This window comes from Mycolicibacterium hodleri (assembly GCF_025822245.1).
GTDB lineage: Bacteria > Actinomycetota > Actinomycetes > Mycobacteriales > Mycobacteriaceae > Mycobacterium > Mycobacterium hodleri.
This window is the reverse complement of record NZ_JACKTL010000027.1, coordinates 98,650-118,630: the sequence shown is the minus strand read 5'-3', so window position 1 is coordinate 118,630 and position 19,981 is coordinate 98,650. Positions and strand designations below refer to the sequence as shown.

At 69.5% G+C, this 19,981-nt stretch carries 13 protein-coding genes; 4 read left to right on the top strand and 9 right to left on the bottom strand.

What is annotated here, in order from left to right; translation table 11 throughout:
- Positions 1–28: 28 nt before the first annotated feature.
- The 3 genes from H7J06_RS11290 to H7J06_RS11280 form a co-directional block, all read right to left on the bottom strand.
- Complete coding sequence (locus H7J06_RS11290) at positions 29–3,106, bottom strand: (Fe-S)-binding protein (RefSeq protein WP_264038930.1); 3,078 nt, start codon at positions 3,104–3,106, stop codon at positions 29–31.
- Positions 3,107–3,322: 216 nt separating this feature from the next.
- Positions 3,323–5,806 carry an isoniazid response ATPase/transcriptional regulator IniR gene (gene iniR, locus H7J06_RS11285; RefSeq protein WP_264038929.1) on the bottom strand — a complete coding sequence of 828 codons (2,484 nt, stop codon included), beginning with the start codon at positions 5,804–5,806 and terminating at the stop codon, positions 3,323–3,325.
- Positions 5,806–7,644, bottom strand: a complete 1,839-nt coding sequence (locus H7J06_RS11280; RefSeq protein ID WP_264038941.1) for an Hsp70 family protein — start codon at positions 7,642–7,644, stop codon at positions 5,806–5,808. Before H7J06_RS11280 ends, iniR begins: the two co-directional genes overlap by 1 nt.
- Positions 7,645–7,930: 286 nt before the next feature.
- Here H7J06_RS11280 and H7J06_RS11275 point away from each other — a divergent pair, with 286 nt between their 5' ends.
- The 4 genes from H7J06_RS11275 (at position 7,931) to H7J06_RS11260 (ending at position 13,278) form a co-directional block, all read left to right on the top strand.
- On the top strand, positions 7,931–8,494 hold the full coding sequence (locus tag H7J06_RS11275; RefSeq protein WP_264038928.1) for an Rv0340 family IniB-related protein: 564 nt from the start codon (positions 7,931–7,933) through the stop codon (positions 8,492–8,494).
- Positions 8,495–8,765: 271 nt separating this feature from the next.
- A complete protein-coding gene (locus H7J06_RS11270) occupies positions 8,766–9,824 on the top strand; it encodes an IniB N-terminal domain-containing protein (RefSeq protein ID WP_264038927.1) in 1,059 nt (352 codons plus the stop codon).
- Positions 9,825–9,907: 83 nt separating this feature from the next.
- The gene (locus H7J06_RS11265) at positions 9,908–11,749 is read left to right on the top strand and encodes a dynamin-like GTPase family protein (RefSeq protein ID WP_264038926.1); all 1,842 of its coding nucleotides are present in this window, start codon (positions 9,908–9,910) and stop codon (positions 11,747–11,749) included.
- A gap of 35 nt (positions 11,750–11,784) precedes the next feature.
- Positions 11,785–13,278 carry a dynamin family protein gene (locus H7J06_RS11260; protein WP_264038925.1) on the top strand — a complete coding sequence of 498 codons (1,494 nt, stop codon included), beginning with the start codon at positions 11,785–11,787 and terminating at the stop codon, positions 13,276–13,278.
- 32 nt (positions 13,279–13,310) lie between these two features.
- Here H7J06_RS11260 and H7J06_RS11255 read toward each other — a convergent pair whose 3' ends face one another.
- Genes H7J06_RS11255 through H7J06_RS11230 form a run of 6 tightly spaced genes read right to left on the bottom strand, consistent with a single transcriptional unit; the run spans position 13,311 to position 19,958 of the window.
- Positions 13,311–13,742, bottom strand: a complete 432-nt coding sequence (locus H7J06_RS11255) for a hypothetical protein (RefSeq protein ID WP_264038924.1) — start codon at positions 13,740–13,742, stop codon at positions 13,311–13,313.
- Positions 13,743–13,781: 39 nt separating this feature from the next.
- Positions 13,782–14,714 carry an LLM class F420-dependent oxidoreductase gene (locus H7J06_RS11250; RefSeq protein WP_264038923.1) on the bottom strand — a complete coding sequence of 311 codons (933 nt, stop codon included), beginning with the start codon at positions 14,712–14,714 and terminating at the stop codon, positions 13,782–13,784.
- Between the two features lie 10 nt (positions 14,715–14,724).
- The gene (locus tag H7J06_RS11245) at positions 14,725–15,348 is read right to left on the bottom strand and encodes a TIGR03085 family metal-binding protein (RefSeq protein ID WP_264038922.1); all 624 of its coding nucleotides are present in this window, start codon (positions 15,346–15,348) and stop codon (positions 14,725–14,727) included.
- Positions 15,345–17,177, bottom strand: a complete 1,833-nt coding sequence (locus H7J06_RS11240; RefSeq protein WP_264038921.1) for a glycoside hydrolase family 15 protein — start codon at positions 17,175–17,177, stop codon at positions 15,345–15,347. The genes H7J06_RS11245 and H7J06_RS11240 overlap by 4 nt, the downstream gene beginning before the upstream one ends.
- Positions 17,170–18,582, bottom strand: coding sequence for a glucose-6-phosphate dehydrogenase (gene zwf, locus H7J06_RS11235; protein WP_264038920.1), 1,413 nt, complete (start codon positions 18,580–18,582; stop codon positions 17,170–17,172). The genes H7J06_RS11240 and zwf overlap by 8 nt, the downstream gene beginning before the upstream one ends.
- Positions 18,579–19,958, bottom strand: a complete 1,380-nt coding sequence (locus H7J06_RS11230) for a mycothione reductase (RefSeq protein ID WP_264038919.1) — start codon at positions 19,956–19,958, stop codon at positions 18,579–18,581. The genes zwf and H7J06_RS11230 overlap by 4 nt, the downstream gene beginning before the upstream one ends.
- Positions 19,959–19,981: the final 23 nt, after the last annotated feature.

The following is a 19,981-nucleotide window of genomic DNA, read 5'->3' as shown; positions in this document are numbered from 1 at the left end:
GACCATTCCCGAGCGGCCGTCGCGCCGGTCATCGCTTGCCGGGACGACGCACCCCCGGCGCGATGCCCAAGCCCTTCACGGGTGCCTCGGGTTCGGCGGGCGTGGCCACTGCGGCAGGCTCGCCGACCGGTTCGGTCGCCGACTCGTCGACCGATTCCCCTTGCGGCGCAACCTCTTCGGCGGGCTTCGGGGCCGCTGCCTTCTTGCTGCCGGGGCGGCGGGCGATCGCCAGACCCTTCACGGCGGGCTCGGGCTTCTCGAGGCCGAGGTCCGAATCCGCGGATTCCTCGGGGTCGGTGCCGGCCTTCGCCTCGTCGGGTGTGACGTTGGCCGGCTGCACGACCGTGGCATCGCCCTCATGCGGCGCCTCCGCGGCCTTCTTGCTGCCGGGACGCTTCGCGATCGCCAGCCCCTTCACCGGTGGCTCGGCCGCGGCCGGCTCGGTGGGGGCAGGAACGGAAGCTGCGGGCGCGGCGTCGGCCGCCGGGGCGGCGGTCCTCTTACTGCCCGGCTTCTTGGCGATGGCCAGGCCCTTGACCGGGGCCTCGGCGGCGGGTGCCGCGTCGGCTGCCGGGGCGGCCTTCTTGCTGCCCGGCTTCTTGGCGATGGCCAGGCCCTTGACCGGGGCCTCGGCAGCGGGCGCTTCCGCTGGTGCTTCGGTAGGTGCGGCTTCGGCCTTGGCGGCGGGCTTGCGGCCCGGCTTCTTGGCGATGGTCAGACCGCCCTTGGCCGGCGCCGCGGGGGCCTCCGTCGTCGTCTCGGCCGTGGCCACCGGTGCGGCCTCTTCCTCGACGACGACCGGCTCGGCTTCGGCGGGTGCCTGCTCCTCGCGCTCCGCCACGCGGGCCGCGAAGGCCTTTGCCGCGGAACCCTTTTCGGGCAGCGTCATCGAGTCCTTGTCCAGCGAGGCGAGCAGCAGCTGGGCGACGTCGAGGACCTCGGCCTCCTTGCCCATCTCCTCGGCGCGGTCACCCACGCCGTCGGTCATCATGACCCGGCAGAACGGGCAGCCGGTCGCGATCTTCGACGCGTTGGTGTTCAAGGCCTCTTCTGCGCGTTCGTGGTTCACGCGCTTGCCGATGTGCTCTTCCATCCACATCCGCGCGCCGCCGGCACCGCAGCACAGGCCGCGGTCGGCGTGGCGCGGCATCTCGGTCAGCGTGGCGCCGGATGCTCCGATGAGCTCACGCGGGGCCGAGTACTCCTTGTTGTGCCGGCCCAGGAAGCACGGGTCGTGATAGGTCACGTCCTGGCTGACCGGGCTGACGGGCACCAGCTTCTTGTCGCGGATCAGGCGGTTCAGCAGCTGGGTGTGGTGCACGACGGTGTAGTTGCTGCCCAGCTGCGGGTACTCGCGGCCGATGGTGTTGAAGCAGTGCGGGCACGTCGCGATGATCTTGCGGTCGACGGTCTCGACGCCCTCGAAGACCCCGTTGATGGTCTCGACGTTCTGGGCGGCCAACTGCTGGAACAGGAACTCGTTGCCCGCACGCCGGGCGGAGTCACCGGTGCAGGTCTCGCCGCTGCCCAGGACGAGGAACTTCACGCCTGCGGTCGCAAGCAACTCGGCGACGGCCTTGGTGGTCTTCTTGGCGCGGTCCTCCAGCGCTCCGGCGCAGCCGACCCAGAACAGGTACTCGAAGCCGTCGAAGGAGTCGACGTCCTCGCCGTAGACGGGCACGTCGAAGCCGACCTCGTCGATCCACTTGGTGCGTTCCTTGGCGCTCTGGCCCCACGGGTTGCCGGCGCGCTCGAGGTTCTTGAACAGCCCGTTGAGCTCGGCGGGGAACTCCGACTCGACCATGACCTGGTAGCGGCGCATGTCGACGATGTGGTCGATGTGCTCGATGTCGACGGGGCACTGCTCGACGCACGCGCCGCAGTTGGTGCACGACCACAGCACGTCGGGGTCGATGACGCCGCCCTGCTCGAGGGTGCCGACGAGCGGGCGGGTGGCCTGCTCGGGGCCGGAGCCGAGGACGCGTTCGAAGCCGGACTCGGGGACGTGGTGGACGTCGGCGTGCTTCTCACCCTTGAGGTCCTCGCCGAGGCCACCTTCGGGGGTGTTCTCCAGCGGCGACTCCGACTGGCCGAGGATGTAGGGCGCCTTGGCGAACAGGTGGTCGCGCAGGTTCATGATGACGAGCTTGGGAGACAACGGCTTTCCGGTGTTCCACGCCGGGCACTGCGACTGGCAGCGGCCGCACTCGGTACACGTGGTGAAGTCGAGGTAGCCCTTCCAGGTGAAGTCCTCGATCTTGCCGCGACCGAGCACCGCGTCCTCCGCGGGATCCTCGAAGTCGATGTACTCGCGGTTGTACTCCATGGGCAGCAGCGGGCCGAGGCCGTTGGGCAGGCGCTTGAAGGTCACGTTGACCGGCGCGAGGCCGATGTGAAGGTGCTTGGAGTGCAACACGATCAGCAGGAAGACGAGCATGACGCCGATGTGGAGCAGAAGCGCCACGGTCTCGATGATCTCGTTGACGCCGTGGCCGAGGGGTTCCAGGGCCGCGCCGATGGAGTGCGAGAAGAACGCGCCCCAGCCGTAGGGCAGGTTGCCGGTGGCGACCGCCGCGCCGCGGAACAGCGCGTAGGTCCACACGACGTTGAAGATCATGAAGAGGATCAGCCAGGCGCCGCCGGTGTGCGAGCCGTAGAAGCGCGAATCGCGGCCGTACTCCTTGGGTTCGGACCGCAGGCGGATGATCGAGAAGACGACGATGCCGAGCAGCACGGCGAGGGCGAAGAAGTCCTGCAGGAAGCCGAGCAGGTCCCAGTGCCCGACGAACGGGATGGCGAACTTCGGGTTGAACAGGACGCCGTAGGCCTCGAGGTACACCGTGGACAGGACGAAGAAGCCCCACATGGTGAAGAAGTGGGCGATGCCGGGGATGGACCAGCTCAGCAGCTTCTTCTGCCCGAGGACCTCGGTGAACTGCGTGGTGATGCGCGCCTTGAGGTTGTCCTTGCGGGCTTCCTCGTCGATCGTGGGCTGGCCCGAGCGGATCAGGTTGGTGAGGAACAGCACGCGTTTGGCGGCGAACGCCAAGACGATTGCCGTGAGCAGAAGGCCAAGGGTCAGCCTGATCAGAGTCTGCGTGTCCACGCGTTCCTCCCGGGTTGAAGTTACCGCCCAGTAAGGTGACTGGTTACCGACGGGTAACTTGCGCTGAATACCAGCTCATAGTGGCATCCGCGGCTTTCTCGACGCTACAAAGGTTGACCTAACCTACCGGTTGGTTGCCTGGACGTCGGCTGCTAGTGCGCTCGTCGTGAGCGGTACGTCCGCCACCGCTGTGTCAGTGGTCACATCCCCGGACCGTTAGCCCGCACTCCCGAGAATGGCCCGCAGCATGGACATCAGCTCCGATCGCGACTCGGCTCCCAGCCGGCGCCTGATCCGCGCGACGTGGTGTTCGACGGTCTTTGCCGAGATGAAGAGCTGGCTGCCGATGTCCCGGTACGGCATGCCCTGCAGCAGCAGCTCGGCCACCTCGCGCTCCCGATCCGACAACCGGGGTTCCCGCGTCGCCGAGGCAGCCGGTCTCGGCGTGGCCGCGGCGGGCATCTCGGTGACGTCGCCGCCGTCCACCGGGCCCCCGGTGGCGAGCTTGAGGTCACGGGCCAACTGCAACATGGCCCCGGAGACCTTGCCGTCGGGGGTGTGCAGCGCCGCCTGGCTGGCCAACCTGGTGGCGTCCCAGGTCAATCCGAACTGCGTCAGGGAGCGCGCGGCCACGGCCACCTCGTCGGCGTCGACGTGGTTGGCCAGCACCCGCAGCCACGTGCGGCCCGCGGTCGCCAGGGCCCGTGCGAAGGAGCTGTGCGCGGCCGCCGCGGTCAACGCTTGGCCGTGCGGTGCCACCGACGCCGGCGAGTTCGCCAGGATGCCGGCGTGCACACCCGACCAGTGCAGCGGCACCGACCACAGGGCCGGATTGCCAAGGGCGTCAAGCAGAGTGAAGGCCTCGTCGAGGGCGGGCTTGATCAGGTCGACCTGCCGCAGGCGCGCGGCGGCCACCCACAACTCACCAAGCGGCAGCAGGGCGTAGAGATCCATGGAGTACTCGGTGAGCACCTCCATGGCCGCGTACCAGTGCTTCTGCACGGCACCGCTGTCGCCCGCGCGCCGGGCCACGGCGGTCTGCAGGGCGGCGGCCCACAGCGCGTCCCGGCGGTGCAGGTCCACGCCCGCGACCGAGGCGGCGTCGGCCGCGGCGGCGGTCAACTGACCGTCCAGCATGCGGGCCCAGCCGAGCAGCAGGGTGTGCCGACGGGCGACGAAGCCCTCGTCGTCTCCGGTGCCTCGCACGGCCCGTCCGATGACGCTTCGGGCGCGCACCGAGTCGCCGCCGTGCATCGCCACCAACGTCACCAGGGCCGACGCGGTGTCGGGGGTGACGGCGGCCGACGTCTGCTCCGTCACCGATTGGGCCAATCGCGCGATGGCCGCCGGATACCCGCCGTCGACGGTCAGCAACAGGCCCTCGGCGACGGCGCGCGCCGCGCGGGCGGTCGACGTGGGTGGGCCGGAGGCGTCCGTGCTCGACGCCGCGCGCGCCGTCTCGACGTCACCGACGCCCAGAGCCGACACGACCGCGGCCGCCCCGACGACCGCGTCCGGGTACGGGCCGAGCCAGCGGACCAGTTCGGCCGCCTGGGCGGCGCGGCCGTCGTGCAACGCGACACTGGCCGCAATCCGCACCGCTGCGGCCCGCTCGCCGGCCACCTCGGACCCGAGCAACTCGTCGGCGAGTCGGCCCGCGGTGGCGCAGTCCCCGGTCAGGGCGAGCGCATCGGCCAGTTTGGCGCTGAGCTCGCTCGCCCCCACCGTGGTGGCCGCCCGGTACAGCCGGGCGGCCCGTGCGGGCCGGTCCTGGTTCCGGGCAGCCAGTTCGGTCAGTGCGGCCGCCAGCCGGGGATCGCGCAAGCCGTGCTCGGCCAGGCGCAGGGCCAGGTCGGTCGACAGCGTCGACTGCTCGAGTTGTGTTCGTAGCAGCGATGTTTCGACCTGGTGGTGCCGCGCGGCCCCGATGATCTGGGCGACGCTCTGGTGCAGGGCGACGGCGAACGTCTGGCTGTGGGCCGGGGCGATGAGCCCACTGGCCCTGGCGACGTCGACCAGTCGCTGTGCGTCGTCCTGAGGCACGCCCAGCGCGGCGGCCACGTCGTCCGGCCCAAGCTCCTGGCTCAGCGACGACAGGAGAAGGGTGTCGAGCACCGGCTCCTCCGCCCGACGCAAACGCTCGATCAACGCCACCCTGGTGGCCCGTGCGACGGCGTCAGGGGCCGTCGCGCCGTCCGCGGACGCCACCGCGGTCAGCGCGGAACGGACCAGGAACGGCAGCCCCGCGCTCGCCGCCATGGTGTCCCTGACCAGATCCGCCGACGGCGGCACACCGAGGATCTCGGCGGCGACGCGGTGCACCTCGGACGGCGTGAGAGGGGACAGCACCAGCTCGGGGGCCTCGCGGGCCATCGCCGTGCGCAGCGCCGCCAGTGCGGGCTGATGGGACAACGGTTCGGCCGCGACGACGACCGACGCGGCGGGGTCGCCCACCAGCTCGGTCAACCGCTGCAGCTCCGGGGTGCTCAGGAGGTGAGCGTCGTCGACCACTACCGCCGCGCCCGGCGGGTCACCGACGCGTGGGGGCCGGGCGACGACGGCCACGCCGGCCGCGCGCAGCTTGGCTCGAATCTCGGCGAGCACGGTGGTCTTGCCGGTGCCGACCCCGCCGGAGACCAGCACCTTCGCCGGCTCGGTCGGCGACGACAGCCAGGTCGCGACCGCGTCGCTGACGGCCATTAATTCGCGGGCGCCGCCGGGGCGATCACCGGAGTCGTCGGAATCTCGGGTGGTGGCGCCACCGTGGTTGGCGTGCTCGGCGCCCGCGTCGTCGTGATCGGCGGTTGCGTGGTCGTCGTGACCGGGGGCTGCGTGGTGGTCGTGGTGGGGGGCTGGGTCGTAGTCGTCGTCGGCGGGGTCGTGGTCGTGGTCGTCGTCGTGGTGGTGGTCGTGGTGGTCGTCGTCGTGGTGGTGGTCGTGGGCGACGTGGTGGTCGTGGTGCTCGTCGGCGACGTGGTCGTCGAGTCGGAGGTCGGCGAAGTGGAGACCGTCGAGGTGTTGCTCGGCGCGGCGCTCTGCCGAGTCGACGTCAGGGTGGAGAGGCTGGTGGTCACCAGGCCGTTCGCACCGGTCGAGGAAATGGTGACGACCTCGGTGACGGTGCCGCTGTCGGTCGAGTTGCCGGTCAGCTGCACCGCCGCGAACCCGCCGACCGCCAGGAGTGCGGCGGCAGCGGCGGCGCCGAAGAGGATCGGCGGCCGCTTGTACCAGGGCAGGGGCTCGGAATCGGGCCGGTCGTCCTCCTCCTCGTGCGCGAAGGCCATCTCCGGCCGGGCCCCCGTCGACGAGTACTCCGAGCTGTACTCACCCCCGGCGTACGGCATCGGCTCACTGGCGGGCAGGTCGTCGTCCTGCGACCACGCCAGCGCGCCCGAGTCGCCCGCATTGGGCGGGCCGGGCGGCCCACCCGCGGCCCACCCCATGGTCGGAGCCAGACCCGTCGGTGCGTCGACGGTCGGGGCCAGGCCGGTCGGCGCCATGCCCGTCTGCGCGTCGTCGAATCCGAGGGCCCCGACCACCGCGGCACCCGCGGCGATCGACAGCACCGGCGCCGGCGCCGTGACGACCGGGGCACGTAGCTGTTCCGAGAGCCGCTGCGTGACGAGCGGAATGGCGGCCCCGCCGCCGACCGTGGCGACCGCCGAGATGCTCGCGAGTGGAATTCGGTAGCGCTGCAACGTCTCCGAGATGGTCGACAGCAGTCCCGTCAGGGGTGCGTCGACGAGGCCTTCGAGTTCGGGTCGCGTGATGCGGACGTCGGAGGAGTAGCCGGGGATCTCGGCCTGGATGACGGTGGCGGTGTCGGCGGACAACCGCTCCTTGGCGCCGCGGCAGGCGTCGCGGAGGCGGCTGAGTGATCCGACCGCGGCCGTGCTGGCGGGATCGGCGGAGTTGGCCTCCGCGATGCCCGTGACGACGTGGTTGAGCAGCGCCTGGTCGACGAGGTCCCCGGAGAAGTCCTGGTATCTCAGCGTGGTCCCGATGACGGCCAGCCCGGCCCCCGCGTCGGCCAGCGTGATGCTGGTGCCGCCGCCGCCGAAGTCGCACAACACGACGACGCCCTGCGACGGCAGCCCGGGTGCCGCCCGCAGGCCTTCGAGCGCGGCGACGGAGTCGGGGACGAGCGCGGGGGGCACCCCGTTGGGGGACAGGGCGGGCTTGGCGCGCAAGGCGTTGCGCAGGGCGCCGAGGACCCCCGGACCCCAGTGCGCGGGCACCGCGACGGTGACCGGCGCACCACCGCCGACCTCGCGGGCCAGCACGTCGAGCGCCTCGGCCAGCACGATCTCGCCGCGATGGGACGAGCCGTCCGCCGCCACCAGCGGCACCGGATCGCCCACCCGCTCGACGAATCCCGCCAGGACCAGACCCGGCTGGTTTGGCCCCGGGAACACCCCGACCTCGGGGGCGCGGTCGGGGTACACGACGAGGACCGACCGTCGCGTGACCGGAGCGGACCCCACTCGGGCCGCCACCAGATTCGTGGACCCGACGGAGAATCCGAGTGGTGCTGTCATGTCCCGTGGTTCGCTCATGTCCCGCTATTCCTCGTGAAGACGCGCATCCCTGGGGGATCGGAGAAAATCAGCACTCACCATAGCGGCGTCGCACCCGGTCGTGGGTTACATCCCCCTAACGATTGCGAACCCCTAATGCGTCGGCCCCTAATGCCCACCCCGTGCGGGTGGCGTCAGCACCGATTACCGCGGCCGCCTGCGTCGATAACATTCGAGCTGAACCGTGGCCGCCGCACCTTCGTGTCGGCTTCGCATCGACACCCGAGCAGGGAAGAGGAGGTACGTCGTGGCGAATTCACTTCTCGACTTCGTGATGTCGTTGGTACGCGATCCGGACGCGGCAGCCCAGTACGCGGCCAACCCCGCCCAGACCATCGCCGACGCCCACCTGACCGACGTCACCCACGCCGACGTCGCCAACCTGATCCCCGTCGTCGCGGAGTCGATGTCGACGCCCGTGCCGTCGAACGGTGTCCCCGCCGGCGCCGACACGCTCCTCGACTCGGCCCACAACGTGTGGGCCAGTGGCGCGGCCACCGCGGCCTTCGACGCCTTCGACGACCACCTGCCGATCCAGGGAACCGACGTCGTCGCAGATCACGTGCCCGCGGTGGCGAACGTCATCGAGCTGCCGGAGGATTCCACGCCGACCGTCGTCGACCACGGCTTCGACGATCTGAGCGTGCCCACGGTCGACGCCACCGGGCTCGACGACCTGCACCTGGCGGCCGTGAACGATTCGGTCGACACCGCCGACCTCGACCAGCACGACGGCCAGCACGACCTGCCGGGTTCGCTCGACGACCACCTGGACCACCCGCACGACCCGGGATTCGACATCTTCACCTGACCCTCGGCCGCACGGCCAGACACCACCGCGACTGCGCGGCCAGCAATGGCCGCGCTGTCGTCGTTTCGGCGCAGGTCAACGACGTGGAATCGGAACCCCCATGGCCATCCCCTAATCCCCTAACGGTCGCCCCTAGGGCGCCCCTCAACGGCCCGGGGGAGCAAGGGGTTGCGTCCCCGTTTCCGGGGTTCCGGAAGGCCCATAACGTAGTGAACAGATCGCCGGAGGCACGGCGACACGACCTGGACACCCACCACCGGAAGGCACTCCCATGACGAACCTCCTCGACTACATCCTCGACCTGTTCCGCAGCCCGGCAGTTGCCGCCAACTACGTCTCCGACCCCGAGGGCGCCCTGCGGTCCGTCGGCCTGCAGAACGTCAGCGCCTCGCAGTTCGCCGCAGTCGCCGCCTCGGCCGCGCCCGCCGGTGTCCTGCTCGGCGGCGGCGACCCGGTCTACGGTCTGCAGAACGCGGTCGCGAGCTACCACAACATCCCCGCGGCGTTCTCCCCCCAGACGGCGTTCTCGCCACAGACCGACCTCGCGAGCAACAACGACACCCAGCTCGCCAGCAACAACGACACCTCGCTGCTCAGCCCCGACCAGCACGCCGGCGCCAACGCCCAGCAGGGCGCGTTCAACCTCGGATTCGGCGACATCACCCTGGGAGACAAGACCAGCAACAGCGCCACCAACGGCGGCGTCGTGAACACCGGTTCGGCCGGCCACATCGACACCACCAGCGTCAACGGTGACGGCAACGTCGTCGGCGAGGGCAACAACGCCAACACCGGCTACATCGGCGGCGGCAGCCACTCGCCGATCATCATCGGCGAGGGCAACGACACCAAGGTCACCGACACCTCGCAGCACTCCGGCGGCGACATCATCACCGGCAACGAGGGCACCGTCATCAAGGACAACGACATGTCCGGCGGACACGGCGGCAGCGCGGGCGCCAGCGGCGGCTCGAGCGGTGGCGGTCTGCTCGGCATCGGCGTCGGAAACGGTGGCAACGAGGCCAATGCGGGCAGCGGCGGCAGCGGCGGGTCGATCATCGTCAACGACACGTCCTCGCACTCCACCAGCTCGACCGTGGGCGGCAACCAGACCACCGCCGGTGGCGACCTGGGCAGTGGCAACCACACCGACAACTCGGTCAACACCCACGTCTCCACCGAGACCGAGACCCACACCGACAACCACGTCGACAACACCGTGGACGACCACAGCTTCACCAGCAACGTGGCCTCGGGCAACTCGACCGACCTCGCGTCGCACAACGACACGGATCTGGCGTCGCACAACGATTCGCACCTCGGCTTCTAGCCGATCACCACGACTGGCGGGGACTCCCTTGGGGGTCCCCGCCAGTTCCACGCCTACCGTGGACCGCGGCGGAAGAGGATGACATGACCCAACCGAACGACCCTCGCAAGGTCAAGGTGATCGTCGAGTTGATCGACCACAGCACCAGGATCGCCGAGGCCTACGACCGCGGTGACCTGGTCGAGCGACTCGCCACGGCCAAGGAGCGGATCAGCGACCCCCAGGTGCGCGTGGTCATCGCGGGCCAGCTCAAGCAGGGCAAGAGTCAACTGCTCAACTCGCTGCTCAACGTCCCCGTCGCCCGCGTCGGTGACGACGAGACCACCACGATGGCGACCGTCGTCTCCTACGGCGAGCAGGCCACGGCGCGGCTGATCGTGGCGCGCGGCGACGGCGCCGAGCCGGAGGCGGTCGAGATCCCGATGGCCGACGTCCGCAACGACCTGCGCCGCGCGCCGCAGGCCGGCGGCCGCGAGGTGTTGCGCGTCGAGGTCACCGCGCCCAGCCCCCTGTTGAAGAACGGCCTGGCGTTCGTGGACACCCCGGGAGTCGGGGGTCACGGCCAGCCGCACCTGTCGGCGACGCTGGGTCTGCTGCCCGACGCCGACGCCGTGCTGATGGTGAGCGACACCAGCCAGGAATTCACCGAACCCGAGATGACCTTCATCCGCCAGGCCGTCGAAATCTGCCCCGTGGCAACGATTCTCGCCACCAAGACCGACCTCTACCCGCACTGGCGGGAAATCGTCGCGGCCAACGTCGCGCACCTTCGACGGGCCGGCGTCGACGTCCCGGTGACTCCAGTCTCTTCGGTGCTGCGATCTCACGCCATTGCGATGAACGACAAGGAGCTCAACGAGGAGTCCAACTTCCCGGCGATCGTGAAGTTCCTCAGCGACAGGGTGCTCAGCCGCGAGAACGACCGGATCCGCGATCAGGTGCTCGCCGAGGTGAGGTCCGCGGCCGAACATCTGACGATGACGGTCGAGACGGAGTTGTCGTCGATCAACGACCCCGAGGCCCGCGACGCGCTCAACGCCGACCTCGAACGCCGCAAGCAGGAGGCGCAGGACGCGCTGCAACACACCGCGTTGTGGCAGCAGGTGCTCAACGACGGCATCACCGACCTGACCGCGGACGTCGACCACGACCTGCGCGCCCGGTTCCGCGCCATCACCCAGCACACCGAGCGCGAGATCGACGGATGCGACCCGACGCAGCACTGGGCCGAGATCGGTGCCGAGCTGGAGAACGCCATCGCCACCGCCGTCGGCGACAACTTCGTGTGGGCCTACCAGCGGGCCGAAGCGCTCGCCCAGGAGGTGGGCCGCACGTTCTCCGAAGCCGGGCTCGACGCGGTCAAGATGCCCCAGATCAACGCCCGCGACATGGGCGCCGGCTTCGGTGACATGAAGTCGCTCAGTCGGCTGGAGGCCAAGCCAATTGGCAAGGGCCACAAGGTGGTCACCGGCATGCGGGGGTCCTACGGCGGCGTGCTGATGTTCGGCATGCTCACCTCGTTCGCCGGCCTCGGCATGTTCAACCCGCTGTCGCTGGGGGCGGGGTTGCTGCTGGGCCGCAAGGCGTACAAGGAGGACATGGAGAACCGCATGCTCCGGGTGCGCAACGAGGCCAAGACCAACGTCCGAAAGTTCGTCGACGACGTCTCCTTCGTCGTCAGCAAGGAATCCCGCGACCGGCTCAAGGGCGTGCAGCGCCAGCTCCGCGACCACTACCGCGAGATCGCCAACCAGACCACCCGCTCACTGAACGAATCGCTCCAGGCCTCGCTCAGCGCGGCGAAGATGGAGATGGACGAACGCGACACCCGGGTCCGCGAATTGGAGCGCCGGCTCGACATCCTGCGCCAGGTCACCGAACACGCCGTCAACCTCTCGCCACGACCGGAAGCGGTCGCTACGTAAGTTCCCGGCAACGGTCACTAAGCTGGGCAACCGACATGAGCACCAGCGATCGAGTGCGCGCGATCCTTGGCGGCACCATCCAGGCCTACCGGAGCGACCCGGCCTACCGGGAGCGGGCCGACGTGCACCACGAACTGGACTGGATCGGCAGGCGTCTCAACCAGCCCATCCGCATCGCCCTCGCGGGAACGTTGAAGGCGGGCAAGTCCACGCTGGTCAACGCGCTGGTGGGCGAGGACATCGCCCCCACCGACGCCACCGAGGCCACCCGCATCGTGACGTGGTTCCGCAACGGGGCCACCCCCAAGGTGACGGCCAACCATCGGGGCGGCCGACGGTCCAACGTCCCCATTGCCCGCGACCCCGGGGACCGGGGCTTGACGTTCGACTTCGCCAGCCTCGACCCCGACGACGTCCTGGACCTCGACGTCGAGTGGCCGGCCGCCGAACTCGTCGACACCACCATCATCGACACCCCCGGCACGTCGTCGTTGTCGCGGGACGTCTCCGAGCGCACCCTGCGCCTGCTGGTGCCCGAGGACGGCGTGCCGCGCGTGGACGCGGTGGTCTTCCTGCTGCGCACGCTCAACGCCACCGACATCGGGCTGCTGAAGCAGATCGGCACCCTCGTCGGCGGCTCCGCGGGTGCGCTCGGCGTCATCGGCGTCGCGTCGCGGGCCGACGAGATCGGCGCCGGTCGGATCGACGCGATGCTGTCGGCCAAGGACGTGGCCACCCGGTACACCGCCGAGATGGACAAGACGGGCATCTGCCAGGCCGTGGTGCCGGTGTCGGGGTTGCTCGCGCTGACCGCGCGGACGTTGCGGCAGAGCGAGTTCGTCGCGCTGGAGAAGCTCTCGGGGGTGGACGCCGGCGAGCTGGCCAAGGCGATGCTGTCGGTGGACCGATTCGTCCGGGAGGACGGCGAGCTGCCCGTGGACGCCGCCACCCGGGCGGCCCTGCTGGAGCGGTTCGGCATGTTCGGCATCCGGATCTCGATCGCGGTGCTGCGGGCGGGCATCTCCGATTCGGTCGCCCTGGCCGACGAGCTGCTCGAGCGCAGCGGGTTGATCGCGCTGCGCGACGTGATCGACCAGCAGTTCGCCCAGCGGTCGGACCTGCTGAAGGCGCACACCGCGCTGGTGTCACTGCGCCGGGTGGTCGAGGACAACCCGATCTATGCCACGCCCTTCATCCTCGCCGACATCGAACCGCTGATCGCCGACACCCACGCGTTCGAGGAGCTCCGCTTGCTGAGCCAATTGCGTTCGAGGCCAACGACGTTGAACGACGACGAGATGGCGTCGTTGCGACGAATCATCGGTGGCTCGGGTACCGACGCCGCCAGCCGCCTCGGGCTGCAACCCGACGCGCCCTACGACGGGCCGCGGGCGGCCTTCTCCGCGGCCCAGCGCTGGCGGCGGCGCGCCGACCACCCGCTCAACGACCCGTTCACCACCAGGGCGTGCCGCGCGGCGGTCCGCAGTGCCGAGGCGATGGTCGCCGACTTCGCCGCGCAGGGCCGCTGACTGCCCGCTTGTTGCGGGATGACTCGACCCGCTCAGGGGCGGGGGTACAGCGTGCGCGTCTCGTTGAGTCGCGGCCGCTGACGTCCGTCACCGTAGGTCGACGACGTCCTGGTCCTCGGGAGGTTGGACGGGTCGAACGACGTGGTGGTCGGTGTGGACGAGGTCGTGTCGGTGCTGCTGGTCGTCGTGTCGCCGGGGTTGATGTCGGTAGTCAACGGGGGGCTGGTGCTGGTGATCGTCTCGGTGCTGGTGGTCGAAGTCGTGGCAGCGGACGTGCGCTCGGAGAAGCTGGGATCCGGGTAGTACTGCGGACTGTTTCCGGGCTCGTCGGAACCGCCCACCATGTACGAGATGAGCAGGTAGAGCACGCCGATCACTGCAATTGCGCCGATGCTGGCCCCGACGACGGTCGACGTGCGCTCGTGCCACGCGAGCTCGTCCTCGTCGTGGTCGGCGTCCCTCACGGGCTTGATGGTAGCCGCGGGCACTCGTGCCGGCCGGGGTCAGCCCAGTTGCGGGATGACCTCGGCGGCGAAGAACTCGACGTGGTCGAGGTCGGACTGGTCCAGGACCTGGAGGTAGACGCGCTGCACGCCGGCCTCGGCGAACGGATCCAACTTGTCGGCGATTTCACCGGGCGTGCCCACCAGCGGTGAACTGCCGCGCAGCTCGTCGACGTCGCGTCCGATCGCCGCCGCACGGGCCGCCACCTCGGCGTCGTCGCGCCCGGCGCACACCACGAAGGCCGCCGAGTACGTCAGCGAGTCGGCGGCGCGGCCCGCGTCCGCGACCGCCGCCGCGACGCGGGCGTACTGCGCCTTGAGGGTGTCGAGGTCGACGAACGGGATGTTGAACTCCGCGGCGTACTTCGCCGTCAGAGCCGGGGTGCGCTTGGGCCCGCCGCCGCCGATGATGATCGGCGGGTACGGCGACTGCACGGGCTTGGGCAGCGCGGGTGACTCCTTGACGGTGTAGTGCTTCCCGGCGTAGTCGTAGGTCTCGCCGACCGGCGTGCTCCAGAATCCGGTCAGGATGTCGAGCTGCTCACCGAGGCGTTCGAACCGCTCTCCGAGTGACGGGAAGGGGATGGCGTACGCCTCGTGTTCGGCCTCGAACCAGCCCGCGCCGAGGCCGAGATCCACCCGGCCGCCGCTCATTTCGTCGACCTGGGCGACGGAGATGGCCAGCACGCCGGGGTGACGGAACGTCGCCGAGGTGACCATCGTGCCGAGCCGAATCGTCGACGTCTCGCGGGCAATGCCGCCCAGGGTCACCCAGGAATCCGTCGGACCCGGCATGCCGTCGCCCGACATCGCCAGGTAGTGGTCGGACCGGAAGAAGGCCGAGTAGCCGGCCGCCTCCGCGGTCTTGGCCACGGCCAACTGGTCGGCGTAGGTGGCGCCTTGCTGCGGTTCGACGAATACGCGGAAGTCCATGCCGACGAGCCTAGAGGCCGCGTTCGCCGTCGCGCACCGCCTGCACGGCGGCGTCGTCACCGGTGAAGGTGAGCTTGGCCTGATCCCGCCCGGAGATGAACATCAGCAGCTCGCCGGGTTCGCCGGTGACGGTGACGGCGGGCCCCGAGCCGACGGTGGTCAACGTCGTGCCGTCGGGGGTCTTCAGCGACACCCGCGCCGGGGTCTTCTTCATCGTCATCCGTGACATCAGGCTGACCTGGCGCGCCAGCGAGGACGTCGTCTCGCCGTCGAGTTCCCGTGGCTCCCAACCAGTTGCGGCGCGCCGGACGTCCTCGTGGTGGATGAACATCTCGGCGACGTTGACGAACGGGTCGAGCAGCTTGAACGGCGACAGCAGTGGTGGGCCCGACGCGATCTGGTCGAGCAGGACGTTCCAGTCGTTCTCGGCGGCCACCTGGTTTTGCACCCGTTCGGTGTAGCCGGCGAACTTGGGTACGAGGATGCCCGGTGCGGCGTCGAGCCGACGTTCCCTGATGACCAGGTGGGCGGCGAGGTCGCGGGTCGTCCACTCGCCGCACAGCGTCGGTTGTTCCGGGCCGACACCACGCATGGTGGTGACGAGTGCGGCGCGCTCCTGCTGGGCGACTGTCATGGGTTGTCTCCTGTGTCGAGCGCACGATCGAGGTTGATCGCCGCGCTGATGAGTGCGAAGTGGGTGAACGCCTGCGGGAAGTTGCCGACTTGGTCGCCGGTCGCGCTGACCTGCTCGGCGTAGAGCCCGACGTGGTTGGCGTAGGTGAACATCTTCTCCAGCGCCAGCTGGGCGTCGTCGTGACGGCCCGCTCTGGTCAGTGCCTCGACGTACCAGAACGAGCACAGCGAGAAGGTGCCCTCGGCGCCGTCGAGACCGTCGGTCTCCGGGGAGTAGCGGAAGACCAGGGTGTCGGTGACCAGGCCCTTCTCGACCGCCTCGAGCGTGGACAGGAACTTGGGATCGGCCGGGGAGAGGAACTTCACCATCGGCATCAGCAGCACGCCGGCGTCGAGTTCGGTGCCGCCCTCGGTCTGGGTGAACGCCTGCAGGTCGGCGTTCCAGGAGTGGGACATGATGCGTTCGTAGACGTCGTCGCGCGTCTTCGACCACGCGCCGATGTCGCCGGGCAGCCCACGCTGGCGGGCGATGCGAATGGTGCGCTCGAGGGCGACCCAGCAGAACAGCCGCGACGTGGTGTACGCGCGGTGGTCACCGCGCACCTCCCACATGCTGGCGTCGTCGCGGTCCCAGTTCTCCATCAGCCAGTCGATGACCTTCACGACGTCGTCCCAGGCGTCGCTGCTGATCCCGCTGCCGTATTTGTTGAACAGGTAGACCGAGTCGATCAGCTCGCCGTAGATGTCGAGTTGCAGCTGGTCGACCGCGGCGTTGCCAATCCGGACCGGTCGGGAGTCCCGGTATCCGCGCAGGTGCTCGAGTTCGGTCTCGTCGACGGGGCGGTTGCCGTCGATGTCGTAGAGCACGCGCAGCGGTCCGACCCCGTCGTTCTGCTGACGTTCGTCGCCGAGCCGCTCGGACAGCCAGCCGATGAACGCGCGGGCCTCGTCGGTGAACCCGAGCCGCAGCAGGGCGTACAGGCTGAAGCCGGCGTCACGGACCCACACGTATCGGTAGTCCCAGTTGCGGCTTCCCCCAATGAATTCCGGGATGCTGGTGGTCGGCGCGGCGATGATGGCGCCGGTCGGTTCGTGGGTGAGCAGCTTGAGGGTGATGGCCGAGCGGTGCACCATCTCGCGCCAACGGCCCACGTAACGCGACTGGCGCAACCAGGACCGCCAGTACGACGTCGTGGCGTCGAGCAGCTCGTCGGTCAGGTCGACGGCGTTGCTCGACGGCAGATCGTCGCCGTCGAGCATCTCGAGCACGAACAATGCGCTCTCACCCTGGGACAGTTCGACTTTGGCGCTGACGCGGGTGTTGTCGTCACCCTCCTCGATCGACAGGTCGGTCGAGGCGACCAAGCCGAGGCGCACCCCGTCACCGGTGATGAGCACGCCGTCGCCACTGTCTTCGGCGACGCACCGCTCGCGCCCGTAGTCCGGCCTGGCGTCGACGCACATCCGCATGGTGATGGTGCCCCGCACGCCACTCACCCGGCGGACCAGCCGCTGGCGGTGCTCTGGATCGCCCGCCCCGAGCACGGGCATGAAGTCGTGCACCTCGGCGACGCCGTCGGGGGTGAGGAAGCGGGTGATGAGGACGGCGGTGTCCGGAAAGTAGAACTGCTGGGTGCGCGAGACCTCACCCGTCGGGGAGAGGGTCCAGCTGCCGCCCTGCTCGGGGTCCAGGATGGCGCCGAAGACGCTTGGCGAGTCGAACCGGGGCGCGCAAAACCAGTCGACGGTTCCGTTGGTGGCCACCAGGGCGCAGGTACGCAGGTCGCCGATCAGGCCGTGGTCCGCGATGGCGGGCCAGTCGTCAGGCATCGGGCAGGTGCCACCCTTCCGGGCCTGCCAGCTCGATTGCCTCGTCCGGGCCCCACGAACCGCGAGCGTACGGCAGCGTGGGCGGTGGGTTGTCGAGAACGGGCTGGCAGACCTGCCACAACCGGTCCACTTCGTCGGCCCTGGTGAACAGCGTCTGGTCGCCGCGCATCACGTCGAGCAGCAACCGCTCGTACGCCTCCAGTGGCACGTCGTCGGGATCCTCTTCGGCGATGTCGAGGTGAAAGGTCAACGGCACCAGATCCATTCGGGGACCCGGCCGCTTTGCCATCAGGCTGACGCCGAACTCGGGCGAGTCGCTCAGTTCGAGCGTGAGCTGGTTCGGTCCGTACTCGCTGTCGCCGAATCGGCCCATGGGAGGAGTCCGGAAGGTCAACGTGACGGTGCGCCGGGTGGCGCCGAGTGCCTTGCCCGTGCGCAGCAGGAACGGCACGCCCTGCCAGCGTTCGGTGTCGACGAATGCCTCCAGGGCCACGAAGGTCTCGACCTTCGAGTCGTCGGCGACGCCGTCCTCGTCGCGGTAACCCTCGTATTGGCCGAACACGACCCGATCGGGGTCGAGCGGCTGCATCGCGGCGAACACCTTCGCCTTCTCGTTGCGGAGGGCGGTCGGGTCGAGGTGCACGGGTGGCTCCATGGCGATGAAGCCGAGCACCTGGCACAGGTGCGTGGAGATCATGTCGCGGAAGCATCCCGTGGACTCGTAGAACGCGCCCCTGCCCTCGGCGGTCAGCGTCTCGGGCACGTCGATCTGCACCGAGACGACGTGGTCGCGATTCCAGGCGGGCTCGATCAGCCCGTTGGCGAAGCGCAACGCAAGGATGTTCTGCACCGCTTCCTTTCCCAGGAAGTGGTCGATCCGGTACACCTGGTCCTCGCTGATGACGTCCTTGAGCGCCGCGTCGAGTTCGCGGGAGGACTCCAGATCGGTGCCGAACGGCTTCTCCACGACGACGCGGGCCCCGTCGGTCAGGTGCTCGCGACCCAGCATGCCGATCATCGACTCCATCGCCGTCGGCGGCACGGACAGGTAGATCAGGGTTCGCGAATCGTCGCCGAGCCCGTCGTGGGCCTTGCGGACGGCGGCGGCGAGATCCTTGCCGTCGTCTGCGTCGGAGGTCTGAAACGTCAAGCGGCCCAACAGGTCCTTGAGGACGTCGGCGTCTAGGTCGTCGACCGACTCCTCGAGACCGCTGCGAATCTTGGCGCGGAACTCGTCGTCGGAACCGGGGGAGTGCCGCCCCGATCCGATGATCGCGTACTCCTCCGGCAATCGGGACGCGGCCGCGAGGCGATAGAGCCCGGGGAAGAGCTTGCGCTTGGCGAGGTCGCCCGTCGCACCGAAGAGCACGAAGACGTGCGGTCCGGGGCGTTCCTGGGCGGTCATGCGGCGACCGGCACGTCGAGGAGCGCGTTCTGGACGACTTCGGTCAGCGCGGGGTGTATCCAATATGGCCGGCGCGCCAGATCGGTCGCCGGTATCCCGAATTCGATTGCGGTGACGAAGATGTGGATCAGCGTCGCGGCCTGCGGGCCGATGACGTGGGCGCCGAGGATCAGGTCGGTGTTGCCGTCGACCAGCACCTTGCAGAAGCCGTCGGTGTCCTGCATGGCCCAGCCGTAGGCGACGTCGGAGTAGGGCGTGCGGCCGACGAGGTAGTCGGGATGCCCGTCGCGACACTGTTCCTCGGTGAGGCCGACCGAGGCGATTTGCGGTTCGGTGAACACCGCCGACGGCACGCGGTCGTGGTTGGTGGCACGCATGCGGTCGGGGTGCAGGAGGTTGTGCTTGACGACGTCGGCCTCGCGGTTGGCCACGTGCTTGAGCGGAACCGGCGTGCTGACGTCCCCGAGTGCGAAGACGCCCTCGGCGCTGGTGCGGCCGAACTCGTCGACCGCCACCCGGCCCTTGTCGTCGAGGTCGACACCGCCCACGGAGACCTCGAGCCGGTCGGCGTTGGGCGTGCGGCCAGCGGCGACGAGAAGCATGTCGGCGCTCACGGTGCTGCCGTCGGCCAGCGTCAGCGTCAGATCCCCCGGCTCGCCGTCGATGGCGTCGAGTTCGGTGCCCAGTCGCAGATCCCAGCGCGTGCTCATCAGATCGGTGAAGGTGGACCGCACCTCGTCGTCCTGCGGGCCGCCCAGCAGCATGTCGCCGTTCTCGATGACGGTGATCTCGCTGCCGGCCGCGGACATCACGTGGGCCAGCTCGGCGGCGATGTAGCCCCCGCCGAGGACGACGAGCCGCCGCGGGGGCGCCTCGATTCGCATGATCGTGTCGGACGTCTCGTAGGGCAGACCGGAGTCGGCGACGACCGACGGGATGACGGGGCGTCCGCCGTTGGCGATGACGATCCGGTCGGCGGAGATCTGGTGGCGGTTGCCGGCGTCGTCGGTCACCACGAGCTGGCGCGGACCGGTGAATTCGGCGTGGCCGTCGTAGTAGGTGATGTTGGACGTGCTCGCGCGGCCCTCGCGGCCTTCGTCGGAGTGTCGGTCGGTGAGGCCGAAGACGCGGTCGCGCACTTCGGTCCAGTTCATCCCGCCGAGCTTGGCGTCGACGCCGAAGCGGTTCGCCGAGGAGACGGTGTCCACCACCTCGGCGGTGTAGGCGAGCATCTTCGAGGGGATGCAGCCGTAGTTCAGACAGGTGCCGCCGGCGCGCCGCTGGTCGACGATCCCGATGTCCCAGTCGGCCATCGAGTCGTCGATGACGGAGTTGCCGGAGCCGGTGCCGATGACGAACAAGTCGTGATGCTTCACCGGGGGTTTCTTCCCGTTCGGAG

Bases quoted from the DNA above. Each gene is read 5' to 3' on its own strand.
- iniR (WP_264038929.1), bottom strand. From the start codon at position 5,806: ATGGCCGTCAGCGACGCGGTCGCGACCTGGCTGTCGTCGCCGACCGAG.
- H7J06_RS11280 (WP_264038941.1), bottom strand. From the start codon at position 7,644: ATGACAGCACCACTCGGATTCTCCGTCGGGTCCACGAATCTGGTGGCG.
- H7J06_RS11270 (WP_264038927.1), top strand. From the start codon at position 8,766: ATGACGAACCTCCTCGACTACATCCTCGACCTGTTCCGCAGCCCGGCA.
- H7J06_RS11265 (WP_264038926.1), top strand. From the start codon at position 9,908: ATGACCCAACCGAACGACCCTCGCAAGGTCAAGGTGATCGTCGAGTTG.
- H7J06_RS11260 (WP_264038925.1), top strand. From the start codon at position 11,785: ATGAGCACCAGCGATCGAGTGCGCGCGATCCTTGGCGGCACCATCCAG.
- H7J06_RS11250 (WP_264038923.1), bottom strand. From the start codon at position 14,714: ATGGACTTCCGCGTATTCGTCGAACCGCAGCAAGGCGCCACCTACGCC.
- H7J06_RS11245 (WP_264038922.1), bottom strand. From the start codon at position 15,348: ATGACAGTCGCCCAGCAGGAGCGCGCCGCACTCGTCACCACCATGCGT.
- H7J06_RS11240 (WP_264038921.1), bottom strand. From the start codon at position 17,177: ATGCCTGACGACTGGCCCGCCATCGCGGACCACGGCCTGATCGGCGAC.
- zwf (WP_264038920.1), bottom strand. From the start codon at position 18,582: ATGACCGCCCAGGAACGCCCCGGACCGCACGTCTTCGTGCTCTTCGGT.